Origin of the sequence: Enterobacter sp. NFIX59 (assembly GCF_900113755.1) — a bacterium.
GTDB classification, from domain to species: domain Bacteria; phylum Pseudomonadota; class Gammaproteobacteria; order Enterobacterales; family Enterobacteriaceae; genus Enterobacter; species Enterobacter pseudoroggenkampii.
In genome coordinates this window covers 457,565-477,179 of record NZ_FOQN01000003.1, presented here as the reverse complement: position 1 = coordinate 477,179, position 19,615 = coordinate 457,565, and the positions used below count along the sequence as shown (strand labels likewise).

At 57.0% G+C, this 19,615-nt stretch carries 14 protein-coding genes and 2 tRNA genes; 10 read left to right on the top strand and 6 right to left on the bottom strand.

Annotated features, from left to right (window positions below; all coding sequences use genetic code 11):
* Positions 1 to 5: 5 nt before the first annotated feature.
* Together BM007_RS14350 and frdA are read right to left on the bottom strand one after the other, a co-directional pair.
* A complete protein-coding gene (locus BM007_RS14350) occupies positions 6 to 740 on the bottom strand; it encodes a succinate dehydrogenase/fumarate reductase iron-sulfur subunit (protein WP_023310124.1) in 735 nt (244 codons plus the stop codon).
* The gene (gene frdA / locus BM007_RS14345) at positions 733 to 2,523 is read right to left on the bottom strand and encodes a fumarate reductase (quinol) flavoprotein subunit (RefSeq protein WP_024907346.1); all 1,791 of its coding nucleotides are present in this window, start codon (positions 2,521 to 2,523) and stop codon (positions 733 to 735) included. The genes BM007_RS14350 and frdA overlap by 8 nt, the downstream gene beginning before the upstream one ends.
* Positions 2,524 to 2,833: 310 nt before the next feature.
* Between frdA and epmA the strand changes: the two genes are divergently transcribed.
* Positions 2,834 to 3,811 carry an elongation factor P--(R)-beta-lysine ligase gene (gene epmA, locus BM007_RS14340; RefSeq protein WP_023310126.1) on the top strand — a complete coding sequence of 326 codons (978 nt, stop codon included), beginning with the start codon at positions 2,834 to 2,836 and terminating at the stop codon, positions 3,809 to 3,811.
* A gap of 195 nt (positions 3,812 to 4,006) precedes the next feature.
* Entirely contained in the window at positions 4,007 to 5,506 is a 1,500-nt protein-coding gene (gene yjeM, locus BM007_RS14335) for a glutamate/gamma-aminobutyrate family transporter YjeM (RefSeq protein WP_090419402.1), read from the top strand.
* Between the two features lie 37 nt (positions 5,507 to 5,543).
* Here the strand turns inward: yjeM and mscM are convergent, their stop codons facing one another.
* The 3 genes from mscM to rsgA all read right to left on the bottom strand — a co-directional run bounded on the left by mscM (position 5,544) and on the right by rsgA (position 11,005).
* On the bottom strand, positions 5,544 to 8,867 hold the full coding sequence (gene mscM, locus BM007_RS14330) for a miniconductance mechanosensitive channel MscM (protein ID WP_061716099.1): 3,324 nt from the start codon (positions 8,865 to 8,867) through the stop codon (positions 5,544 to 5,546).
* Between the two features lie 19 nt (positions 8,868 to 8,886).
* Complete coding sequence (asd, locus tag BM007_RS14325; protein WP_024907342.1) at positions 8,887 to 9,855, bottom strand: archaetidylserine decarboxylase; 969 nt, start codon at positions 9,853 to 9,855, stop codon at positions 8,887 to 8,889.
* Positions 9,856 to 9,952: 97 nt separating this feature from the next.
* On the bottom strand, positions 9,953 to 11,005 hold the full coding sequence (gene rsgA, locus BM007_RS14320) for a small ribosomal subunit biogenesis GTPase RsgA (protein ID WP_008502927.1): 1,053 nt from the start codon (positions 11,003 to 11,005) through the stop codon (positions 9,953 to 9,955).
* A gap of 107 nt (positions 11,006 to 11,112) precedes the next feature.
* Here rsgA and orn point away from each other — a divergent pair, with 107 nt between their 5' ends.
* From orn to BM007_RS14305, 3 genes are all read left to right on the top strand, one after another.
* Entirely contained in the window at positions 11,113 to 11,658 is a 546-nt protein-coding gene (gene orn, locus BM007_RS14315; protein WP_008502926.1) for an oligoribonuclease, read from the top strand.
* 196 nt (positions 11,659 to 11,854) lie between these two features.
* Positions 11,855 to 11,930 (top strand) — tRNA-Gly (locus tag BM007_RS14310).
* A gap of 36 nt (positions 11,931 to 11,966) precedes the next feature.
* Positions 11,967 to 12,042: transfer RNA gene (locus tag BM007_RS14305), tRNA-Gly, on the top strand.
* 270 nt (positions 12,043 to 12,312) lie between these two features.
* Here BM007_RS14305 and queG read toward each other — a convergent pair.
* On the bottom strand, positions 12,313 to 13,452 hold the full coding sequence (gene queG / locus BM007_RS14300) for a tRNA epoxyqueuosine(34) reductase QueG (protein WP_090419399.1): 1,140 nt from the start codon (positions 13,450 to 13,452) through the stop codon (positions 12,313 to 12,315).
* On the opposite strand from queG, the gene nnr reads away from it, so the two are divergent.
* Genes nnr through miaA form a run of 5 tightly spaced genes read left to right on the top strand, consistent with a single transcriptional unit; the run spans position 13,451 to position 19,582 of the window.
* The gene (nnr, locus tag BM007_RS14295; RefSeq protein ID WP_090419396.1) at positions 13,451 to 14,974 is read left to right on the top strand and encodes a bifunctional ADP-dependent NAD(P)H-hydrate dehydratase/NAD(P)H-hydrate epimerase; all 1,524 of its coding nucleotides are present in this window, start codon (positions 13,451 to 13,453) and stop codon (positions 14,972 to 14,974) included. The two genes, queG and nnr, sit on opposite strands and share 2 nt — an antisense overlap.
* On the top strand, positions 14,967 to 15,428 hold the full coding sequence (gene tsaE, locus BM007_RS14290) for a tRNA (adenosine(37)-N6)-threonylcarbamoyltransferase complex ATPase subunit type 1 TsaE (protein ID WP_013095283.1): 462 nt from the start codon (positions 14,967 to 14,969) through the stop codon (positions 15,426 to 15,428). Before nnr ends, tsaE begins: the two co-directional genes overlap by 8 nt.
* Before the next feature lie 16 nt (positions 15,429 to 15,444).
* Entirely contained in the window at positions 15,445 to 16,785 is a 1,341-nt protein-coding gene (gene amiB, locus BM007_RS14285; protein WP_048989509.1) for an N-acetylmuramoyl-L-alanine amidase AmiB, read from the top strand.
* Between the two features lie 9 nt (positions 16,786 to 16,794).
* Positions 16,795 to 18,639 (top strand): DNA mismatch repair endonuclease MutL, encoded by a 1,845-nt coding sequence (mutL, locus tag BM007_RS14280; RefSeq protein ID WP_048989506.1) that lies wholly within the window; start codon positions 16,795 to 16,797, stop codon positions 18,637 to 18,639.
* The gene (gene miaA, locus BM007_RS14275) at positions 18,632 to 19,582 is read left to right on the top strand and encodes a tRNA (adenosine(37)-N6)-dimethylallyltransferase MiaA (protein WP_032651346.1); all 951 of its coding nucleotides are present in this window, start codon (positions 18,632 to 18,634) and stop codon (positions 19,580 to 19,582) included. The genes mutL and miaA overlap by 8 nt, the downstream gene beginning before the upstream one ends.
* Positions 19,583 to 19,615 lie beyond the last annotated feature (33 nt).

The window sequence follows — 19,615 nt, the reverse complement described above, 5'->3', positions numbered from 1 at the left end:
ACTCCTTAGCGTGGTTTCAGGGTAGCGATAAGAAAGTCTTTCGAGCTTTCCACTTTACCCTGCTGAATAGCGGCGGCCGGGTCGACGTGCTTCGGACAGACTTCGGAGCAGTAGCCCACAAAGGTACAGCTCCAGACGCCGTTCTGGCTGTTAAGCTGCGCCATACGTTCTTTTTTGCCGTGGTCGCGGCTGTCCTCGTTATAGCGGTGCGCCAGGGTAATGGCGGCCGGGCCGATGAACTCCTTGTTCAGGCCAAACTGTGGACAGGCGGCGTAGCAAAGACCGCAGTTGATGCAGCCGGAGAACTGATGATATTTCGCCATCTGCGCCGGGGTCTGGGTGTTTGGCCCCTGATCCGGCGTGCGTGGGTTACCAATGATGTACGGCTTAATGGCTTCCAGGCTTTCGATAAAGTGGGTCATATCGACCACCAGATCGCGTTCAATCGGGAAGTTGCCCAGCGCTTCGACCTTAATACCTTTAGTGTACTCGCGCAGGAAGGTCTTACAGGCCAGCTTCGGCACCTTGTTGACCATCATGCCGCAGGAGCCGCAGATCGCCATGCGGCAGGACCAGCGGTAGCTCAGGTCTGGCGCCAGGTTGTCTTTGATATAGCCGAGCGCGTCCAGCAGGGAGGTTTGCTCGTCATAAGGCACTTCATAGAAAGCGCTGTGCGGTGCGGCGTCCACTTCCGGATTGTAGCGCACCACTTCAACTTTCATTTTTTGCATCTCAGCCATTCGCCTTCTCCTTCTTCTCGGCGGCTTCTGCTTCTGCACCGTACACGCGTTTTGCCGGCGGCAGCGTGGTGATTTTCACGTCGCTGTAGTCCAGACGTGTGGTGCCATCCGCATCGCGCCAGGCGAGAGTGTGTTTCAGGAAATTGACGTCGTCACGTTCGGTACAGCCTTCGTCCAGACGCTGGTGGGCCCCACGCGACTCTTTGCGCGCCAGCGCAGAGTGCGCCATACATTCCGCGACGTTCAGACCGTGGCCCAGCTCGATGGTGTAGAGCAGGTCGGTGTTGAATACGCTGGAGGTGTCGGTGATGCGCACGCGCTTGAAGCGCTCCTGCAGTTCCGCCAGCTTGTCGACGGTTTTTTGCATCAGCTCAGGGGTACGGTAGATACCGCAGCCTTCTTCCATCGACAGGCCCATCTCGTCGCGGATCTTAGACCAGTTCTCGTTACCCTCCTGGTTCACCAGATCTTTCAGGCGTTTTTCAACGTCTGCGACCTGCGCATCCAGCGCGGCACCGTTGGCTTCACCTGCGGTTGCCGCACGCTCCATTGCGCGCTCGCCCGCCATGCGGCCAAAGACAACCAGCTCTGCCAGCGAGTTAGACCCGAGACGGTTAGCGCCGTGCAGGCCAACGGAAGAACATTCGCCGACGGCGAACAGCCCTTTAATGCGGGTTTCGCACTGCTGATCGGTTTCGATACCGCCCATGGTGTAGTGCGCGGTTGGACGCACCGGGATCGGCTCTTTAACCGGATCCACGCCAACGTAGGCTTTCGCCAGCTCGCAGATGAACGGCAGACGTTCCAGCAGCTTCTTCTCGCCCAGATGACGCAGGTCGAGATAGACTACATCGCCGCGCGGCGTGGAGATGGTGTTGCCTTTGCGCCACTCGTGCCAGAAAGCCTGAGAGACTTTGTCACGCGGGCCGAGCTCCATGTATTTGTTCTTCGGCTCGCCGAGCGGGGTTTCCGGGCCCATGCCGTAATCCTGCAGATAGCGATAGCCGTTTTTATTGACCAGAATACCGCCTTCACCGCGGCAGCCTTCCGTCATCAGAATGCCGGAGCCCGGCAGGCCGGTTGGGTGATACTGCACGAATTCCATATCGCGCAGCGGCACGCCGTGGCTGAGCGCCATGCCCATACCGTCGCCGGTAACGATGCCGCCGTTGGTGTTATAACGATAAACGCGACCCGCACCGCCCGTCGCCATCACCACCGCATTGGCGCGGATCTGGACGAGCGTGCCTTCCATCATGTTCATCGCCACCAGGCCGCGCGCCTGTCCATCATCCACCAGAATGTCGAGGACGAAATGTTCATCGAAGCGCTGGATTTGTGGGAACTGAAGGGAGGTCTGGAACAGGGTGTGCAGCATGTGGAAGCCGGTCTTATCGGCGGCGAACCAGGTGCGTTCGATCTTCATGCCGCCGAAGCGGCGAACGTTGACGCTGCCGTCCGGACGGCGGCTCCATGGACATCCCCACTGTTCAAGCTGGGTCATCTCCGTTGGACAATGGTGCACAAAGTAGTCAACGACATCCTGTTCGCAAAGCCAGTCGCCCCCTGCAACCGTGTCGTGGAAATGGTATTCAAAGCTGTCATGATCCTGCGCAACGGCGGCGGACCCTCCTTCTGCTGCCACTGTGTGACTACGCATTGGATAGACTTTTGAAATCAATGCGATTTTAGCGTTGGGATTAGCTTGTGCTGCAGCAATCGCAGCACGTAATCCAGCCCCGCCAGCGCCTATTACGGCAAGATCGGCTTGAAAAGTTTGCACGACATTCCTCCAGATTTTTGTTATTTCGCAACGCGACAAACTAAAGGTAGTTCACCCGTCCAAAAGGACGATTGCGAAAGCGTTTCCACTGCTCCTTTATGGGTAAAACAGTATAACCGTGTAGATGTCAGGGAAATTTGACGTGTTCGATTTTTTTGCTGTTCTGTCAGGCGATTTATCATGAAGATTGATGAAATACGTCACGCAATTGTTCACCTAAATGAAATGCGCTTTTTTACTGCACAAAATTTGTCTCTGCCCCGGCTAACGAGTAGACTTCGTGCCCTTGTCTGAAATCGGAGAACAACTCATGAGCGAAACGGCCACCTGGCAGCCGAGCGCATCCATCCCTAATCTGTTAAAACGCGCTGCAATTATGGCGGAGATCCGCCGTTTCTTTGCCGACCGCGGCGTCTTGGAGGTGGAAACCCCGTGCATGAGTCAGGCAACGGTAACGGATATTCATCTGGTCCCGTTTGAAACCCGTTTTGTTGGCCCCGGCCACTCTCAGGGCATGAATTTGTATCTGATGACCAGCCCGGAATACCACATGAAACGCCTGCTGGCAGCGGGGTGTGGTCCGGTCTATCAGCTGTGCCGCAGTTTCCGTAATGAAGAGATGGGTCGTCACCACAACCCGGAATTCACCATGCTGGAGTGGTACCGCCCGCATTATGATATGTACCGCCTGATGAATGAGGTGGACGATCTGCTGCAGCAGGTCCTGGACTGCTCGGAAGCCGAAACCCTTTCCTATCAGCAGGCTTTCCAGCGCCATCTGGAAATCGATCCGCTGTCGGCGGACAAAACCCAGCTGCGCGAAGTGGCGGCAAAACTGGATCTGAGCAACGTGGCGGATACCGAAGAGGATCGCGACACGCTGCTGCAGCTGCTGTTCACCTTCGGCGTGGAACCGCAGATTGGCAAAGACCGTCCGACGTTTGTTTATCACTTCCCGGCAAGCCAGGCCTCACTGGCGCAGATCAGTACCGAAGATCATCGTGTCGCAGAGCGTTTTGAGGTCTATTACAAAGGCATCGAGCTGGCGAACGGCTTCCATGAACTGACCGACGCCCGCGAGCAGGCGCAGCGCTTCGAGCAGGATAACCGCAAGCGCGCCGCGCGCGGTCTGCCGCAGCAGCCTATTGATGTTAATCTGCTTGAAGCATTGAAAGCAGGTCTGCCGGATTGCTCCGGCGTGGCGCTGGGTGTTGACCGTCTGGTCATGCTGGCCCTGGGCGCAGAGCAGCTTGGCGATGTGATTGCCTTTACGGTCGATCGCGCCTAATAAAATGCCGGGTGGCGCTGCGCTTACCCGGCCTACTATTCCTGTCAATTAACCTTTCCATTTCAGCACGACAACATTAAAAACTGCCACATTCCCTATACACGGGTCTTTTTCTTAATTTGCCCCGCATAGCCACAATATCTGTCTGGTCTTCTGCTACCATCCGCGCAGTTTAATTCCTTTTCGGATGGTTCTATGTCCCAGTCACTCAAAAAGATGACCCTCACCGGGCTCATCCTGATGATATTTACCTCAGTCTTTGGCTTTGCCAACAGCCCGTCAGCGTTCTATCTGATGGGCTACAGCGCGACGCCGTTTTATATCGTTTCTGCTCTGTTCTTCTTTATCCCGTTTGCGCTGATGATGGCGGAGATGGGCTCGGCTTACCGGAAAGAAGAGGGCGGGATCTACTCATGGATGAATAACAGCGTCGGGCCGCGCTATGCGTTTATCGGCACGTTTATGTGGTTTTCATCCTACGTCGTCTGGATGGTGAGTACGGCGGCCAAAGTCTGGGTGCCGTTCTCAACGTTTCTTTTCGGCGCCGATAAAACGCAGGTCTGGTCTTTGGCCGGGCTGAGCTCCACGCAGGTCGTCGGGATTCTGGCGGTATGCTGGATGGTTGTCGTGACGCTGGTGGCGTCTAAAGGCATCAATAAAATTGCCCGGATTACCGCCGTGGGCGGGATTTCGGTGATGGGATTGAACCTGGTGCTGCTGCTGGTGAGCATCGCTATCCTGTGCCTGAACGGTGGTCACTTCGCGCAGGAGGTTAACTTTGCCTTCTCGCCGAATCCGGGCTACCAGTCCGGGCTCGCCATGCTCTCCTTCGTGGTGTTTGCCATCTTCGCTTACGGCGGTATTGAAGCCGTAGGCGGCCTGGTTGATAAGACGGAAAACCCGGAAAAGAACTTTGCGAAAGGCATTATTTTTGCCGCCATCGTGATTTCCATCGGCTATTCGCTGGCGATTTTTCTCTGGGGCGTCAGCACCAACTGGCAGCAGGTGCTGAGCAACAACACCACTAACCTTGGCAACATCACCTATGTGCTGATGAAAAGCCTGGGGATGACGCTGGGGCAGGCGATGAACCTGAGTCCCGAGGCGGCATCGGTAATGGGGGTCTGGTTCGCGCGTATTACCGGCCTGTCGATGTTCCTGGCCTATACCGGCGCATTCTTCACGCTGATCTATTCGCCGCTGAAAGCGATTATTCAGGGTACGCCAAAAGCGCTGTGGCCTGCGAGTATGACCCAGCTGAACACCGCAGGCATGCCTGCCAACGCCATGTGGATGCAGTGTGTGCTGGTGTGCGTGTTCATTCTGCTGGTGTCATTTGGCGGCGATACGGCGTCTGCGTTTTACAACAAGCTGACCCTGATGGCGAACGTGTCGATGACGCTACCGTACCTGTTCCTGACCCTGGCGTTCCCGTTCTTTAAGGCGAAGCAGGATCTTGAACGTCCGTTTGTGATTTTTAAAACCCGCGCGGCTACGCTGCTGGCCACCACGGTGGTGGTGCTGGTGGTGGCGTTTGCGAACATCTTCACCATTATCCAGCCGGTAATTGAGGCGAACGACTGGAACAGCGCGCTGTGGATGGTGGGCGGCCCTATCTTCTTCTCGCTGCTGGCGATGGGGATTTATGAGAATTACCGTCGACGCGCGATGGCATACGTCGCAGAAGTGGCGTAGCGGGAATAGTCCCCTCCCGAAAGGGAGGGGAGACGCGTTATAAACTGCCCGCCGGGCGCGTACGCGCCGCTGACGTCAGCGTTCTTCCCGTTTTACGCCCGTCCAGGCTTTCCAGACGCATCTGGAACGGTGGGAACGGCATATCAATACCGTGCTCGCGGAAGCCCGCCAGAATCAGCTGGTGGATCTCATGGCGCAGCGGCATACGGTGTCCCATTTCGGCGGCGTAGATACGCAGCTCGAAAATCTGGATCCCCTGCTGTAAATCCACAAGGAAGACTTCCGGCGCCGGGTTGTCGATCACCAGCGAGCAGCGCTCAGCGGCGGTGTAGAGGATCTGGGTAACCTCTTCGCTGTTGGCGTCCGACGGTGCCGGCACCGTCAGCACCACACGGGTAACGGAGTCTGACAGCGACCAGTTGATGAACTGCTCGGTGATAAACGCCTTGTTTGGCACGATGATCTCTTTCCGATCCCAGTCGCTGATCGTCGTTGCACGGGTGTTGATCTTCGTGATGCTGCCGGTCAGATCGCGGATCGTGACGGTATCGCCAATACGGATCGGTTTTTCGAACAGAATGATCAGGCCGGAGATGAAGTTGGCGAAGATCTCCTGTAAACCAAAACCTAACCCTACACCGAGCGCTGCCACCAGCCACTGGAGCTTCGACCACTCAATACCGATCATCGAGAAGCCAACCAGCCCGCCAAACAGCATGATCAGATACTTGGTAATGGTCGTGATCGCATAGCCCGTACCCGGCGTTAAATCCAGATGCTGCAGCAGCGCCAGCTCCAGCAGCGCCGGGAAGTTGCGCACCAGCTGGGTGGTGATGATCAGCACCAGAATGGCAATCAGTACCGCCCCCAGGGTAATCGGCTCCAGGCTTTCAACACCCTGCACCGTGGAGGTCACGTCCCACAGCGAGATGTTCTCCAGGAAGCCAAACGCGGAGTGGATCTCCGACCACAGGAAGATGACCGAGAGGAGGGCAATCAGCATCAGGATGGAACGAACCAGGCGCAGGGACTGGGTACTGATGGCATCCAGATCCAGCTCGACCTCGTCCGCTTCCGTTGTGCCTTCCGTACTGTTGACGTGGTTTGGCTCTTCCTCACCCCGCGCGCGCTGGGCGAGGATCTCCGCCCGGCGGTGCTTGGCACGGTCAAACGCCAGACGGCGGCGCTGGATCAGCATCCAGCGGCGGATCACGTGGTACACCACCAGAAGCAGGAACCAGATGGCCACCGAGGTTTCCAGCCTCGCCAGCAGCGCCTGCGCGGTTGCCAGATAGCCCACCGCGGCTGCCAGCATTGCAAACAGCGGCGCGCTAAGCAGCAGGTTCCAGAGCAGCCGGTTGAACATGTTGTCGCCGCTGCCGGATTTATCCAGATAGAGCGGAATACCCGCGCGTTTCAGGCTGAGCGTGACGATGGCTAGCGCCCCGCATATCAGCATAAAGCAGAGGCGGCCCAGCGAGCCTGAGAATTCCCGGTCGTTGAGATTATCGAACATGATCAGCGCCATAATCAGCGGCACAATCAGCCCGATGCTCATCAGGTAGTAACGCATGGCGCGCGCAACGCGATTACGCGGCCAGCCAAAGTGGGTGATGAACAGGCCATTGGGGCGCGCGAAGGTGGCGCATATCATCACCACCCACAGCAGCGGCACCGTGGCGGTGACGCCATCACCAATCGCTACTGCGAGCGGATAGGGCCAGGCTTCCCGCAGGCCATAGCCCAGGGTCATCCACAACACCGGCAGCGGAGAGGCGACAAGAATCGACCAGAATACGGTGCGCAACGTCAGCCAGAAGTGATCCTGGGTAACTTTCCCGACCCTGGAGCTGGAACGCTCGAGGAAACGGGTGAAATGTCTGCGCGAGTAAATGCTGAAGCCCACCAGAATCAACGCCCCCAGCAGCGGGAAAATGGTCTCTTTGCTGGTGAACATCATCACGCTGGCCTGTCCCAGCTGGCTGAAAGTATCCAGTGAAATCAGGCGGCGCAGGTCCTGGACAATCTCAATCGGCCACGAGAAGGTCATCGGACGCACGTCGGACGTCCAGAAGAGATAACGGTGCGTCGCCTCGTTCACCTCTTTCAGCGCATCTTCCAGCTGGCTGTTAGAAACCTTCAGCTTGGTCAGCTCCAGAATCAGCGTATCCCCGCCCTGCAGCAGAGAGTTCAGCAGTTCACGCTGGGTACGCAACTGGGCTTCCAGAATACGGTTTTGCTCGCTGGTCAGCGGCTGTCCATCAGCCTGACGGATCTGGCGGATTTGCGGCTGCTTATTGAGGAGATCTTCAAAGTGCAGGCGCTGAACGCGCAGCTGGGCCATCTCGGTATCCAGCTGCTGCGGCTTGGGCATTTCCGGCAGGCGCGCGACCTGGGCACGCAACGCTTCGCCCAGCAGGTTTGATGACCCGAGCCACTGGGACTGCTCGCGCAGGGTGTTTAACGCCTGACGAACCTGCAAGGTTTGATTGGTCGCCTGACGCTGCTGCGAGGCAACCAGATCCATACGCTGCGCCTGCTGATTCAGCGCGGCAGAAAGCTCACGGTTGACCTTAAACTGCTGGACGATGCCGGAAGGCAGGTTATCGCTGTTTTCCGCCAGCAGCTCGGTACTTTCCAGCGCACGCTCCGCTTCACGCTGGCGCTGACTGTTGAGCTGATTGCGCAGGGCCTGAAGGTAAGCGTCCAGCTGCTCGCTCTGCTTCTGAGCGAGTTCAGAGCGCATTCGCGACAGCTCCTGGCGGTTATTGGCGGAAAGCTGCGCCAGCTCCAGTTCATCGACAAGGGCCTTCAGGCGAGCCGATTCTGCCTGCAGGCCCAGATTTTGGGCCTGCGCCTGTGGCGTGTTGCCGTTTTGCGTACCCACGCGGCGCTCAACTTCATTAAGCTGGCGACGGGCGTCGGTTTGCTGCTGCGGAAGCTGGCTGAGGGAGTCGGCAATTTCACGCGCTCGCTCCTGCTCCTGCTGAGCAAGGCGGCTCTTTTCCAGAAGCTGGCTGCTGACCTGCAGGATCTCCTGGTTCAGCGCGTCGGAGGTCATGCCTGCCGGCACATCGCGCGGTTCGTCACGCAGATTATTGAGCTGCGCGCGCAGCGTCTGGGAGAGTTTGGGAAAGTTGTCGATAACCTGCTGATACTGCTGAGCGCGCTCAAGCGAGCCTTTCCGCTCCTCAAGCGCGTTCAGGGCAGCCTGGAGCGACTCGACGGTCTCTGGCTGAGCGGGTTTGGCCGCTTTTGCCTGCTCCAGTTCCTGGGTTATCTGTTTGGCGTCGGGGGCTGTCGCTGCGTACGCCCCCATGCTGAGGCACCAGGCCATCAGTAGAACGATAATCGGGCGCACGTCAGCGATCCTTCTGTTGTTAGCCTTCGTCTTTTTTGTCGTCAACCAGCGGGCTGGCGTCGTGCTCGGCCTGGATCTCTTCCTGTGACAGCGGAGCAGGTTCTGCCTCTGGCGTCACGAAGGTTTCTGTCGAGACCGCCAGCGGCTGGCCCAGTTTGGTGACCGACAGGCTTTCGAGTTGTTCAGCCAGCTTCACTTTGCCTGGCGCAAACAGGTTGATCACGGTGGAGCCCAGCTTGAAGCGACCCATCTCCTGACCTTTCAGCAGGGCCACAGAGCCTTCCGCTTCACCGGCAGGCCAGGTCCAGCGTTTGATCACGCCTTCACGCGGTGGAGTGATGGTGCCGGCCCAGACGGTTTCAATGCTGCCTACGATGGTAGCACCCACCAGAATCTGTGCCATAGGGCCAAATTCAGTATCAAACAGGCAGATGACGCGCTCGTTACGGGCAAACAGGTTCGGCACGTTCTGCGCGGTCAGGTGGTTCACGGAGAACAGATCGCCCGGGACGTAAATCATTTCACGCAGGATGCCGTTACACGGCATGTGCACGCGGTGGTAGTCGCGCGGTGACAGATAGGTGGTGGCAAAGGTACCGTTGCGGAACAGATCCGCCATCAGGTAGTTACCCGCCAGCAGCGCTTCCAGGCTGTAATTATGGCCCTTCGCCTGCAGAATTTTGTCGTCTTCGATGTTACCCAACTGGCTGATCACGCCGTCTGCCGGCATCACCAGGACGTTAGGGTCGGTGTTCAGCGGGCGCACGTCGTCACGCAGCGGGCGCACGAAGAATTCGTTGAAGGTGCGGTAGCTGGCGGTGTCCGGCTTCTGCGCCTCTTTCATATCGACCTTGTAATATTTTACGAAAAGGTCGATGACCAGTTTGGTCAGCCAGCCCGCGCGTTTGCTTGCGCCCCAGCCCGCCAGGCGAGTGAGCCACAGTTTTGGCAGAATGTATTGAAGCGAAAGTTTAAATGCGTTTAACAAGGTAGCCTCCAGGCCATTGTTTTGTCGTTCCTGATCCGGCGTTATGCCGCCGGAACCTGAAAAAAGGGGACGATTTTAGCGATGCTTAGCTTAGTTGTCAGTTATCAGAATCAGAAAAGTTTTTACGCGTTTTTACCTGATCCATGCTCTCAAGAATACGGTGGTAATTCTCGAAGCGGGTCTCCGCGATCTCGCCTTTCTCAACCGCTTCACGGATAGCGCAGCCTGGGTCGTTATCGTGTTTACAGTCGCGGTACTTGCAAGCGCCTAAATAATCATGGAATTCGACAAATCCGTTAAAGATTTGTTCCGGCTCCAGGTGCCATAAACCGAACTCTCGCACGCCCGGGGAGTCGATGACATCGCCCCCGTGCGGGAAGTGATACAGGCGTGACGCGGTGGTGGTGTGCTGGCCCAGGCCCGAGACATCAGAGACATCGTTGGTGAGGATCTCTTGCTGGAGGCCAAGCAGGTTGTTCAGCAGGCTCGATTTGCCCACGCCGGACTGGCCCGCAAAGATGCTGATGCGATCGGTAAGCGCCTCTTCCAGCGGTTTCAGACCATCTTTGGTATAGCTGGAGACCATCAGAACGCGGTAGCCAATCTTGCGATAGATATCCATCTGCTCATTGACGAAGGCCATGCCGTCGTCGTCCAGCAGATCGATTTTGTTCAGCACGATAATCGGTTCAACCTGCAGCGTTTCGCAGGCGACGAGATATCGGTCGATAATATTGAGCGACAGTTCGGGCAAAATCGCCGATACGATAACAATCTGGTTAATGTTGGCGGCAATCGGTTTGACCCCGTCGTAGAAATCGGGACGGGTTAACACAGACGTGCGCTCATGGACCGCTTCAACGATGCCTTTTACCGTCACGCCTTCCGCCGCCTCTTTACCCGGCCGCCAGACGACGCGGTCGCCGGTCACCAGAGAACGAATGGTCCGGCGGATGTTGCAGCGGTGAATCGCACCATCGGCGGATTCCACGTCAGCGTGCATACCGAAACGGCTGATGACTACGCCTTCCGTTGGGTCGCCAAACAGGTTGTCGTCGTAATCGACCTTCTCCGCAGTGGTTTTAAGACGGCGCTGGTGATTGGCATTCACGCGGCGCTGCTGCCCTTTGGAGAGTTTATTTTTACTCAATCGCACTGGCTCCTGGTCGCCCGTAGGGGGCAAAACCTCTATGATACACTCTAATTAATACTAGTTAACCTGCTACTGCCGGTTATGCGAGAAGGGTGGAAAATAACATGAGCGCGGATGAAAACAACCTGATTTGGATCGATCTCGAAATGACCGGGCTGGATCCCGAGCGCGATCGCATTATTGAAATTGCAACCCTGGTGACGGACGCCAACCTGAATATCCTGGCGGAAGGACCAACGATAGCGGTGCATCAGTCCGATGACCAGCTGGCATTGATGGATGAGTGGAACGTGCGTACCCACACCGGCAGCGGTCTGGTGGAGCGGGTGAAGGCGAGCACTATGGGTGACCGTGAGGCGGAGCTGGCGACGCTTGAGTTCCTGAAACAGTGGGTTCCGGCAGGCAAATCGCCAATCTGTGGGAATAGCATCGGCCAGGATCGTCGTTTCCTGTTTAAGTACATGCCGGAGCTGGAGTCTTACTTCCACTACCGCTATCTGGACGTCAGCACGTTGAAAGAGCTGGCGCGTCGCTGGAAGCCTGAAATCCTCGACGGCTTTAAAAAACAGGGCACGCATCAGGCGATGGATGATATCCGAGAGTCCGTGGCGGAGCTTTCCTACTACCGCGAAAACTTTATTAAGCTGTGATTTTGCGATCCGGCGCCTTGCGTGGCCGGGTTTTTGTCGTTAAATTGTTCAGCTTGCCGATTAAATAAGCATTTGAACTTAATTTCGAAAAAATCGCTTTAAGGGGGGTTGCAGCTAAAAGGATTTCTCGTATAATGCGCCTCCCGTAACGACAGAGAATTACACGTTACGACAGCAACAAAAGCAGTGCAGATTTGCGGGAATAGCTCAGTTGGTAGAGCACGACCTTGCCAAGGTCGGGGTCGCGAGTTCGAGTCTCGTTTCCCGCTCCAAAATTTGAAAGTGCTTCCACAGCACGGACTGCCCAAGCGGGAATAGCTCAGTTGGTAGAGCACGACCTTGCCAAGGTCGGGGTCGCGAGTTCGAGTCTCGTTTCCCGCTCCAAATTCTTCTTCATCTCTAAAATATCCACAGCGAAAAGCATCGCTGGGGACGTTTTCTGTTGTCTCTGAAATACTCTTGTGAACAGAGTTATCCACAGAAACTGCGCTTAACCGAAACAGGGTTAAAACTTAGCATGGTGAATAATATCTTCGTAACGCACTGTATTTACAGTATAAAATTTGATTTCAAAATGTTATTGAGATCACTTGATCTCTTCTCCAGCCCAGATGGCGCTTGAGTTTGTAATTTTATTCACAGGCTGTGAATAGTTCAGGCATCCCGCGGAAGCCCTTTTTCAATCACCCTCACCAGACGCTGTTTCTTCGGTAGCTGCACCTCGACCACGCAGGCATTACGTTTCTCAATTTGCTGCGCAATCGCCCATTCTATGTGCTCATCAAGAAGTGGGTGCTCACCTCTACGGCTTTCAAGCGCCCGCACGTTCGCTTCATCCCACGGGGCATTACCCAGCGCGACGGCCACATTTCGCAGCCAGCGCAGATGCCCGATACGGCGAATGGCCGAACCTTCCGTCACCTTCAGGAACCAGGCCTCGGTCCAGGCGAACAGCTCGATGAGCGGCGGCGCATGGAGCGCCTTACGCGGGCTGAAATCCTCTTCGTCCGTAAGCTGCGAATAGCGGTTCCACGGGCAGATGAGCTGGCAATCGTCGCAGCCGTAGATGCGGTTGCCGATAAGCGGTCGGAACTCCTCTGGAATGGCCCCTTCCAGTTCGATAGTGAGGTAGGAGATACAGCGACGGGCATCAACGGTGTAAGGCTCAACGATGGCGCCGGTGGGGCAGATGGTCATACAGGCCACGCAGCGGCCACAGTCTTCCTCTACCGGGCCGTCTACCGGCAGCGGTAAATCAATCAGCAGTTCACCCAGAAAGAAGAACGATCCGGCGTCGCGGCTGAGGATTAGTGAGTGCTTACCTGTCCAGCCAAGCCCGGCTTTTTCGGCAATCGGGCGCTCAAGAATAGGCGCAGAATCGACAAAGGGTCTAAAATTCAGCGAAACACAGTGCTGCTGAATAGTTTCCCCGAGTTTTTTTAAACGGTTACGCAAAAGCTTATGGTAATCACGTCCCAGGGCGTACCGGCTGACGTAACCCAAAGAGGGATTTTTTAGCGTGCGCGCAAAGGCCGCGTTGGCGGGCAGATAGTTCATGCGCACGCTGATGACGCGTAATGTCCCCGGCAAAAGCTCGTGTGGACGGGCGCGCATCATGCCATGGCGCGCCATCCACTCCATTTCGCCGTGGTATTGTTTGTCCAGCCAGGCCTGCAGTTTCGGCTCGCTGGCGGAAAGGTCGGTATCGGTAATGCCCACCTTCTGGAAGCCAAGCTCAGCACCCCACTGTTTTATTTTTTGCGCTAATTCATTGAGATCGAGGGGCTGTGACATGACGGACCATACGGTGAAGAAAAACCCCGCAAGTATACCACATTCCATCTGGCATGCGGATGACCTCCGGCGCGCCGAAAAAGAGGCCGCAGACAGTCTCGGGATTACCCTGTATGAACTGATGCTGCGCGCGGGTGAGGCGGCGTTTAACGTTGCCCGCAGCGCGTACCCGCAGGCCGCCCACTGGTTGATTCTGTGCGGTCACGGCAATAACGGCGGCGATGGCTACGTCGTCGCCCGTTTGGCGGTTGCGGCAGGTATCCGCGTGACCTTGCTGGCTCTCGAAAGTGATAAACCGCTGCCGGAAGAGGCCGGCGCGGCCCGGGAGGCGTGGCTTAACGCAGGCGGTGTGATCCATGCGCCTGATATCGTCTGGCCGGAAGAGGTGGATCTGATTGTTGACGGGCTGCTGGGCACCGGGCTACGCAGCGCGCCTCGTGAGAACATTGCCGCACTCATTGAACACGCTAACAGACATTCCGCGCCGATAGTCGCCCTGGATATTCCCTCTGGCCTGATTGCACAAACCGGCGCGACGCCGGGGGCGGTGATTCAGGCTGCACATACGGTGACCTTCATCGCCCTCAAACCGGGGTTACTGACCGGCAAAGCGCGGGATGTCGTCGGTGTGCTGCACCACAGTGCGCTGGGGCTGGAGAGCTGGCTCGACGGGCAGGAAATGCGCATCGCGCGTTTTGATGCATCGCAGCTTGCAGCGTGGCTCCCGCCGCGCCGGCCGACGTCCCATAAGGGCGATCACGGCAGGCTGGTGATTATTGGCGGCGACCATGGTACGGCAGGTGCGATTCGCATGACCGGCGAAGCGGCTCTGCGCAGCGGTGCCGGATTAGTGCGAGTACTCACTCGCATCGAGAATATTGCGCCGATCGTTACAGCCCGACCGGAGCTGATGGTGCACGAGCTTACGCCCCAGTCGCTTGAAGAGAGCCTTGAATGGGCGGATGTGGTGGTGATTGGCCCGGGGCTTGGGCAACAGGCATGGGGTAAACAGGCCCTGCAAAAGGTCGAGAATTTTCGTAAACCGATGCTGTGGGATGCCGACGCGCTTAACCTTCTGGCAATAAACCCGGATAAGCGTCACAATCGCATTCTGACGCCACACCCCGGCGAAGCCGCGCGCCTGCTTAACTGCAGCGTGGCAGAAATTGAAAGCGATCGCTTACTTTCTGCTCAGCGTCTGGTAAAACGTTACGGAGGTGTTGCTGTTTTGAAAGGGGCTGGAACCGTTGTCGCCAGTGAGGAGACGCAGGGCATTATTGATGCCGGAAATGCGGGCATGGCGAGCGGCGGCATGGGCGATGTGCTTTCCGGCATCATCGGCGCATTGCTTGGACAGAAACTTCCCCTTTATGATGCAGCCTGCGCGGGCTGCGTGGCTCACGGCGTTGCGGCGGATAAACTGGCTGCGCGTTACGGTACACGCGGTATGCTGGCCACCGATCTTTTTTGCACGCTGCGGCGTGTTGTTAACCCGGATGTGATTGACGTAGAAAATGACTAATCGAGCGATTCCTTTACCTGATGAACAAGCCACTTTAGAACTCGGCAAGCGCGTGGCGCAGGCCTGTCAGGGGGCAACCGTCATTTATCTGTATGGTGATTTAGGTGCGGGTAAAACCACCTTTAGCCGGGGTTTTTTGCAGGCGTTAGGGCATAACGGGAATGTCAAAAGCCCAACCTACACGCTGGTAGAACCGTACACCCTTGAAAATCTCATGGTGTACCACTTCGATTTATACCGCCTTGCGGATCCTGAGGAGCTGGAATTTATGGGGATCCGTGATTATTTTGCCAACGACGCCATTTGCCTGGTGGAGTGGCCGCAACAAGGTGCGGGTGTGCTGCCTGACCCGGATGTCGAAATTCACTTAGATTACCAGGCACAAGGGCGTGAGGCACGCATCAGTGCTGTTTCCTCATCAGGCAGTTCCTTACTGGCGCGACTGGCCGGTTAAGCGTAGGGATGACGGGATGATAAATCGCGTTAAAGGTTGGTTGTTGGCTGCCACCGTGCTGCTGTGCGCGCAGGCCGGGGCGGCAAACCTCTCAGATATTCAGGTATCGAACGGCGAAAGCCAGGCCCGGATCACGTTCAGCTTTATGGGCGATCCTGAATATGCGTTTTCACAGCCAGACAGCCACAGCGTGGCGCTGGATATCAAACAGACAGGCGTGATTCAGGGGCTACCGCTGCGGTTCAGCGGTAACAACCTGGTGAAAAGCATCCGTTCGGGAACACCGCAGGATAGCCAGTCGCTACGCCTGGTGGTCGATCTGACCGAAAAGGGCATAACGAAGGCGGTGAAGCAGCAAAATGGGGCGAACTATACGGTGGTCTTTACCATCAATGCCGACGCACCGCCACCGCCTCCACCGCCGCCGGTCGTAGCGAAGCGCGTGGAAGAACCGGTATATACGCCGCGTCCTTCTGAACCTGCGCGTAATCCGTTTAAATCGCAGAACGATCGCATTACTGCGGCAACCAGCAGCAATACGGTGACGCGTCCGGCTGCCAGCGCGCGACGCGCGACGGCCAGCGGTGACAAAGTGATTATCGCCATTGATGCGGGTCACGGCGGGGAAGATCCGGGGGCGATTGGCCCTGGCGGCACGCGAGAAAAAAACGTGACGATCGCTATCGCGCGTAAACTGCGTTCGCTACTCAATGACGACCCTATGTTTAAAGGCGTGTTGACCCGCGACGGGGATTACTTTATCTCCGTCATGGGACGCTCGGATGTGGCGCGTAAGCAAAACGCGAATTTCCTGGTCTCCATTCATGCGGACGCCGCACCGAATCGTAGCGCCACCGGCGCCTCGGTTTGGGTGCTGTCAAACCGTCGCGCCAACAGCGAAATGGCCAACTGGCTGGAAGAGCATGAGAAGCAGTCTGAACTGTTAGGCGGCGCGGGCGACGTGCTGGCGAACAGCCAGTCCGATCCGTACCTCAGCCAGGCGGTGCTGGATTTACAGTTCGGTCATTCTCAACGCGTCGGGTATGATGTCGCCACTAACGTATTGAACCAGCTGCAAAGCGTTGGCGTGCTGCATAAGCGTCGTCCGGAACATGCCAGCCTCGGCGTTCTGCGCTCGCCGGATATCCCGTCCATCCTCGTAGAGACGGGCTTTATCAGTAACAACGGTGAAGAGCGTCTGCTGGGAAGCGACAGCTACCAGCAGCAAATTGCCGAAGCGATTTATAACGGTCTGCGTAAATACTTTGATGCCCATCCGCTGCAGTCTGCGCCACAGAGTGGTGCTGGCCAGACGGCCAGCGCAGCGCTGCCGGGTGAGATGACCGCGACCAACTAAGGAGAATTCATGCCGATTCAGGTTCTACCGCCGCAGCTCGCGAACCAAATCGCCGCCGGTGAGGTGGTGGAACGCCCTGCGTCGGTGGTGAAGGAGCTGGTGGAAAACAGCCTCGATGCGGGCGCAACCCGCATCGATATTGATATCGAACGCGGTGGCGCGAAGCTTATTCGCATTCGCGACAACGGCTGTGGCATTAAAAAAGACGAGCTCGCGCTGGCGCTGGCCCGTCACGCCACCAGTAAAATTGCCTCTCTGGATGACCTGGAGGCGATTATTAGCCTCGGTTTTCGCGGTGAAGCGCTGGCGAGTATCAGCTCGGTTTCGCGCTTAACGCTGACCTCCCGTACCGCCGAACAGCAGGAAGCCTGGCAGGCTTACGCCGAAGGGCGCGATATGGATGTCACGGTGAAACCCGCAGCGCACCCTGTCGGCACGACGCTTGAAGTATTAGATCTCTTCTACAACACCCCCGCCCGACGCAAGTTTATGCGTACTGAGAAGACCGAGTTCGGCCATATCGACGAGATCATCCGCCGTATCGCACTGGCGCGATTCGATGTCACCATCAACCTCAGCCACAACGGCAAGGTGATGCGCCAGTATCGCGCGGTGGCAGAAGGTGGACAGAAAGAGCGCCGTTTGGGGGCGATCTGCGGTACGCCGTTCCTTGAACAGGCTCTGGCCATTGAGTGGCAGCACGGCGATCTGGCGCTGCGCGGCTGGGTTGCCGATCCAAACGCGAGCAGTGCTGCGTTTGCGGAGATCCAGTATTGCTACGTCAACGGCCGCATGATGCGCGACCGTCTCATCAATCACGCGATTCGCCAGGCCTGCGAAGACAAACTGGGTGCCGATCAGCAGCCTGCATTCGTCCTTTATCTGGACATCGACCCCCATCAGGTGGATGTGAACGTCCATCCCGCCAAGCATGAGGTGCGGTTCCACCAGTCGCGTCTGGTTCACGACTTCATTTATCAGGGCGTGGCCACCGTGTTGCAGCAGCAGGCAGAGCCAACGCTGCCGCTGGAGAACGACGCTCCTGCACCGCGTCCGCTGCCCGAAAACCGTGTGGCGGCAGGGCGCAACCATTTTGCGGAGCCTGCCGTTGCGCGTGAACCGGAAGCCCCGCGTTACTCCCCGGCTGGTAGCGCGCCGCGTCCAACGGGCGCGAACTATCCGAATGCCCAGCCTGGCTATCAGAAGCAGCAGGGCGCGTTGTACCGCAAGCTGCTGGAAACGCCAGCCGTGGAACGTAAAGAGCACATTCCGGCCGCTCAGCCTTCTCTGGACGGCCATAGCCAGAGTTTTGGCCGGGTGCTGACGATTATCGCGCCGGATATGGCACTGCTTGAGCGTGACGGCAAATTGATGCTTCTGGCACTGCCGGTCGCCGAACGCTGGCTTAAGCAGGTGCAGCTCACGCCTGGCGAAAATGCCGCCTGCGCGCAGCCGTTGTTAATTCCGGTTCGCCTGAAAATATCCCCTGATGAAACAAGGGTATTGCAGCGCGCCGAGTCGCAGCTGGCGCAGATGGGTATTGAAACTGTGCTCGAACCACAACATGTGACAATTCGTGCAGTGCCTTTACCCTTACGCCAACAAAATTTACAAAACTTGATTCCTGAACTGATAGGCTACCTGGCGCAGCAAACAGCGTTTGATGCCGCCAACACCGCGCAGTGGATCGCCCGCCATCTGGCAAGCGAACACACGCCGTGGAGTATGGCGCAGGCCATTAGCGTGCTGGCGGAGGTGGAACGCCTCTGTCCGCATCTGGTGAAAACGCCGCCGGGTGGGTTATTACAACCTGTTGATTTACAAACGGCGATGAACGCCCTGAAACATGATTGACGCAAGTAAGGCGAGCCTGCCTAAGGCAATTTTTTTAATGGGCCCAACGGCCTCCGGCAAAACGGCGCTCGCCATTGAGTTGCGTAAAGTTTTGCCTGTAGAGTTGATTAGCGTCGACTCCGCCCTCATCTACCGGGGGATGGACATCGGCACGGCGAAGCCTGACGCAGAAGAGCTGCGTGCGGCACCGCACCGTTTGCTGGATATTCTCGACCCGGCTCAGGCGTACTCCGCAGCGGATTTCCGCCGGGATGCCTTAGCCGAGATGGCCGAGATAACGGCGGCGGGACGTATACCGCTGTTGGTTGGCGGAACCATGCTCTATTTCAAGGCGTTGCTGGAGGGGTTGTCACCCCTGCCATCCGCGGACCCGGAAATAAGAGCGAAAATTGAGCAGCAGGCGGCAGAGCAGGGTTGGGACGTTTTGCATCAGCAACTGGCGGAAATTGACCCGGTTGCCGCAGCACGGATCCATCCAAATGATCCGCAAAGGCTTTCCCGGGCACTGGAAGTTTTTTTCATTTCGGGTAAAACTTTAACGGAACTGACGCAAACGTCAGGAGACGCTCTGCCGTATCAGGTGCATCAGTTCGCCATCGCCCCGGCGAGCCGTGAACTGCTCCATCAGCGAATTGAGCAGCGTTTTCATCAGATGTTAGCTTCAGATTTTGAAGCAGAAGTGCGGGCGCTATTTGCCCGTGGAGATTTGCATACGGACATGCCTTCCATTCGTTGTGTGGGATACCGCCAGATGTGGTCGTATCTTGAAGGTGAGATTTCATACGATGAAATGGTTTATAGAGGTGTTTGCGCCACGAGACAGTTAGCGAAGCGCCAGATCACCTGGTTGCGCGGTTGGGACGGCGTTCACTGGTTAGACAGTGAAAAACCGCAACAGGCGTTAAACGAAGTGATTGAGGTTGTTGGTGATATCGCTCACTGAATGTGTACAATTGAGACGTATCGTGCGCAATTT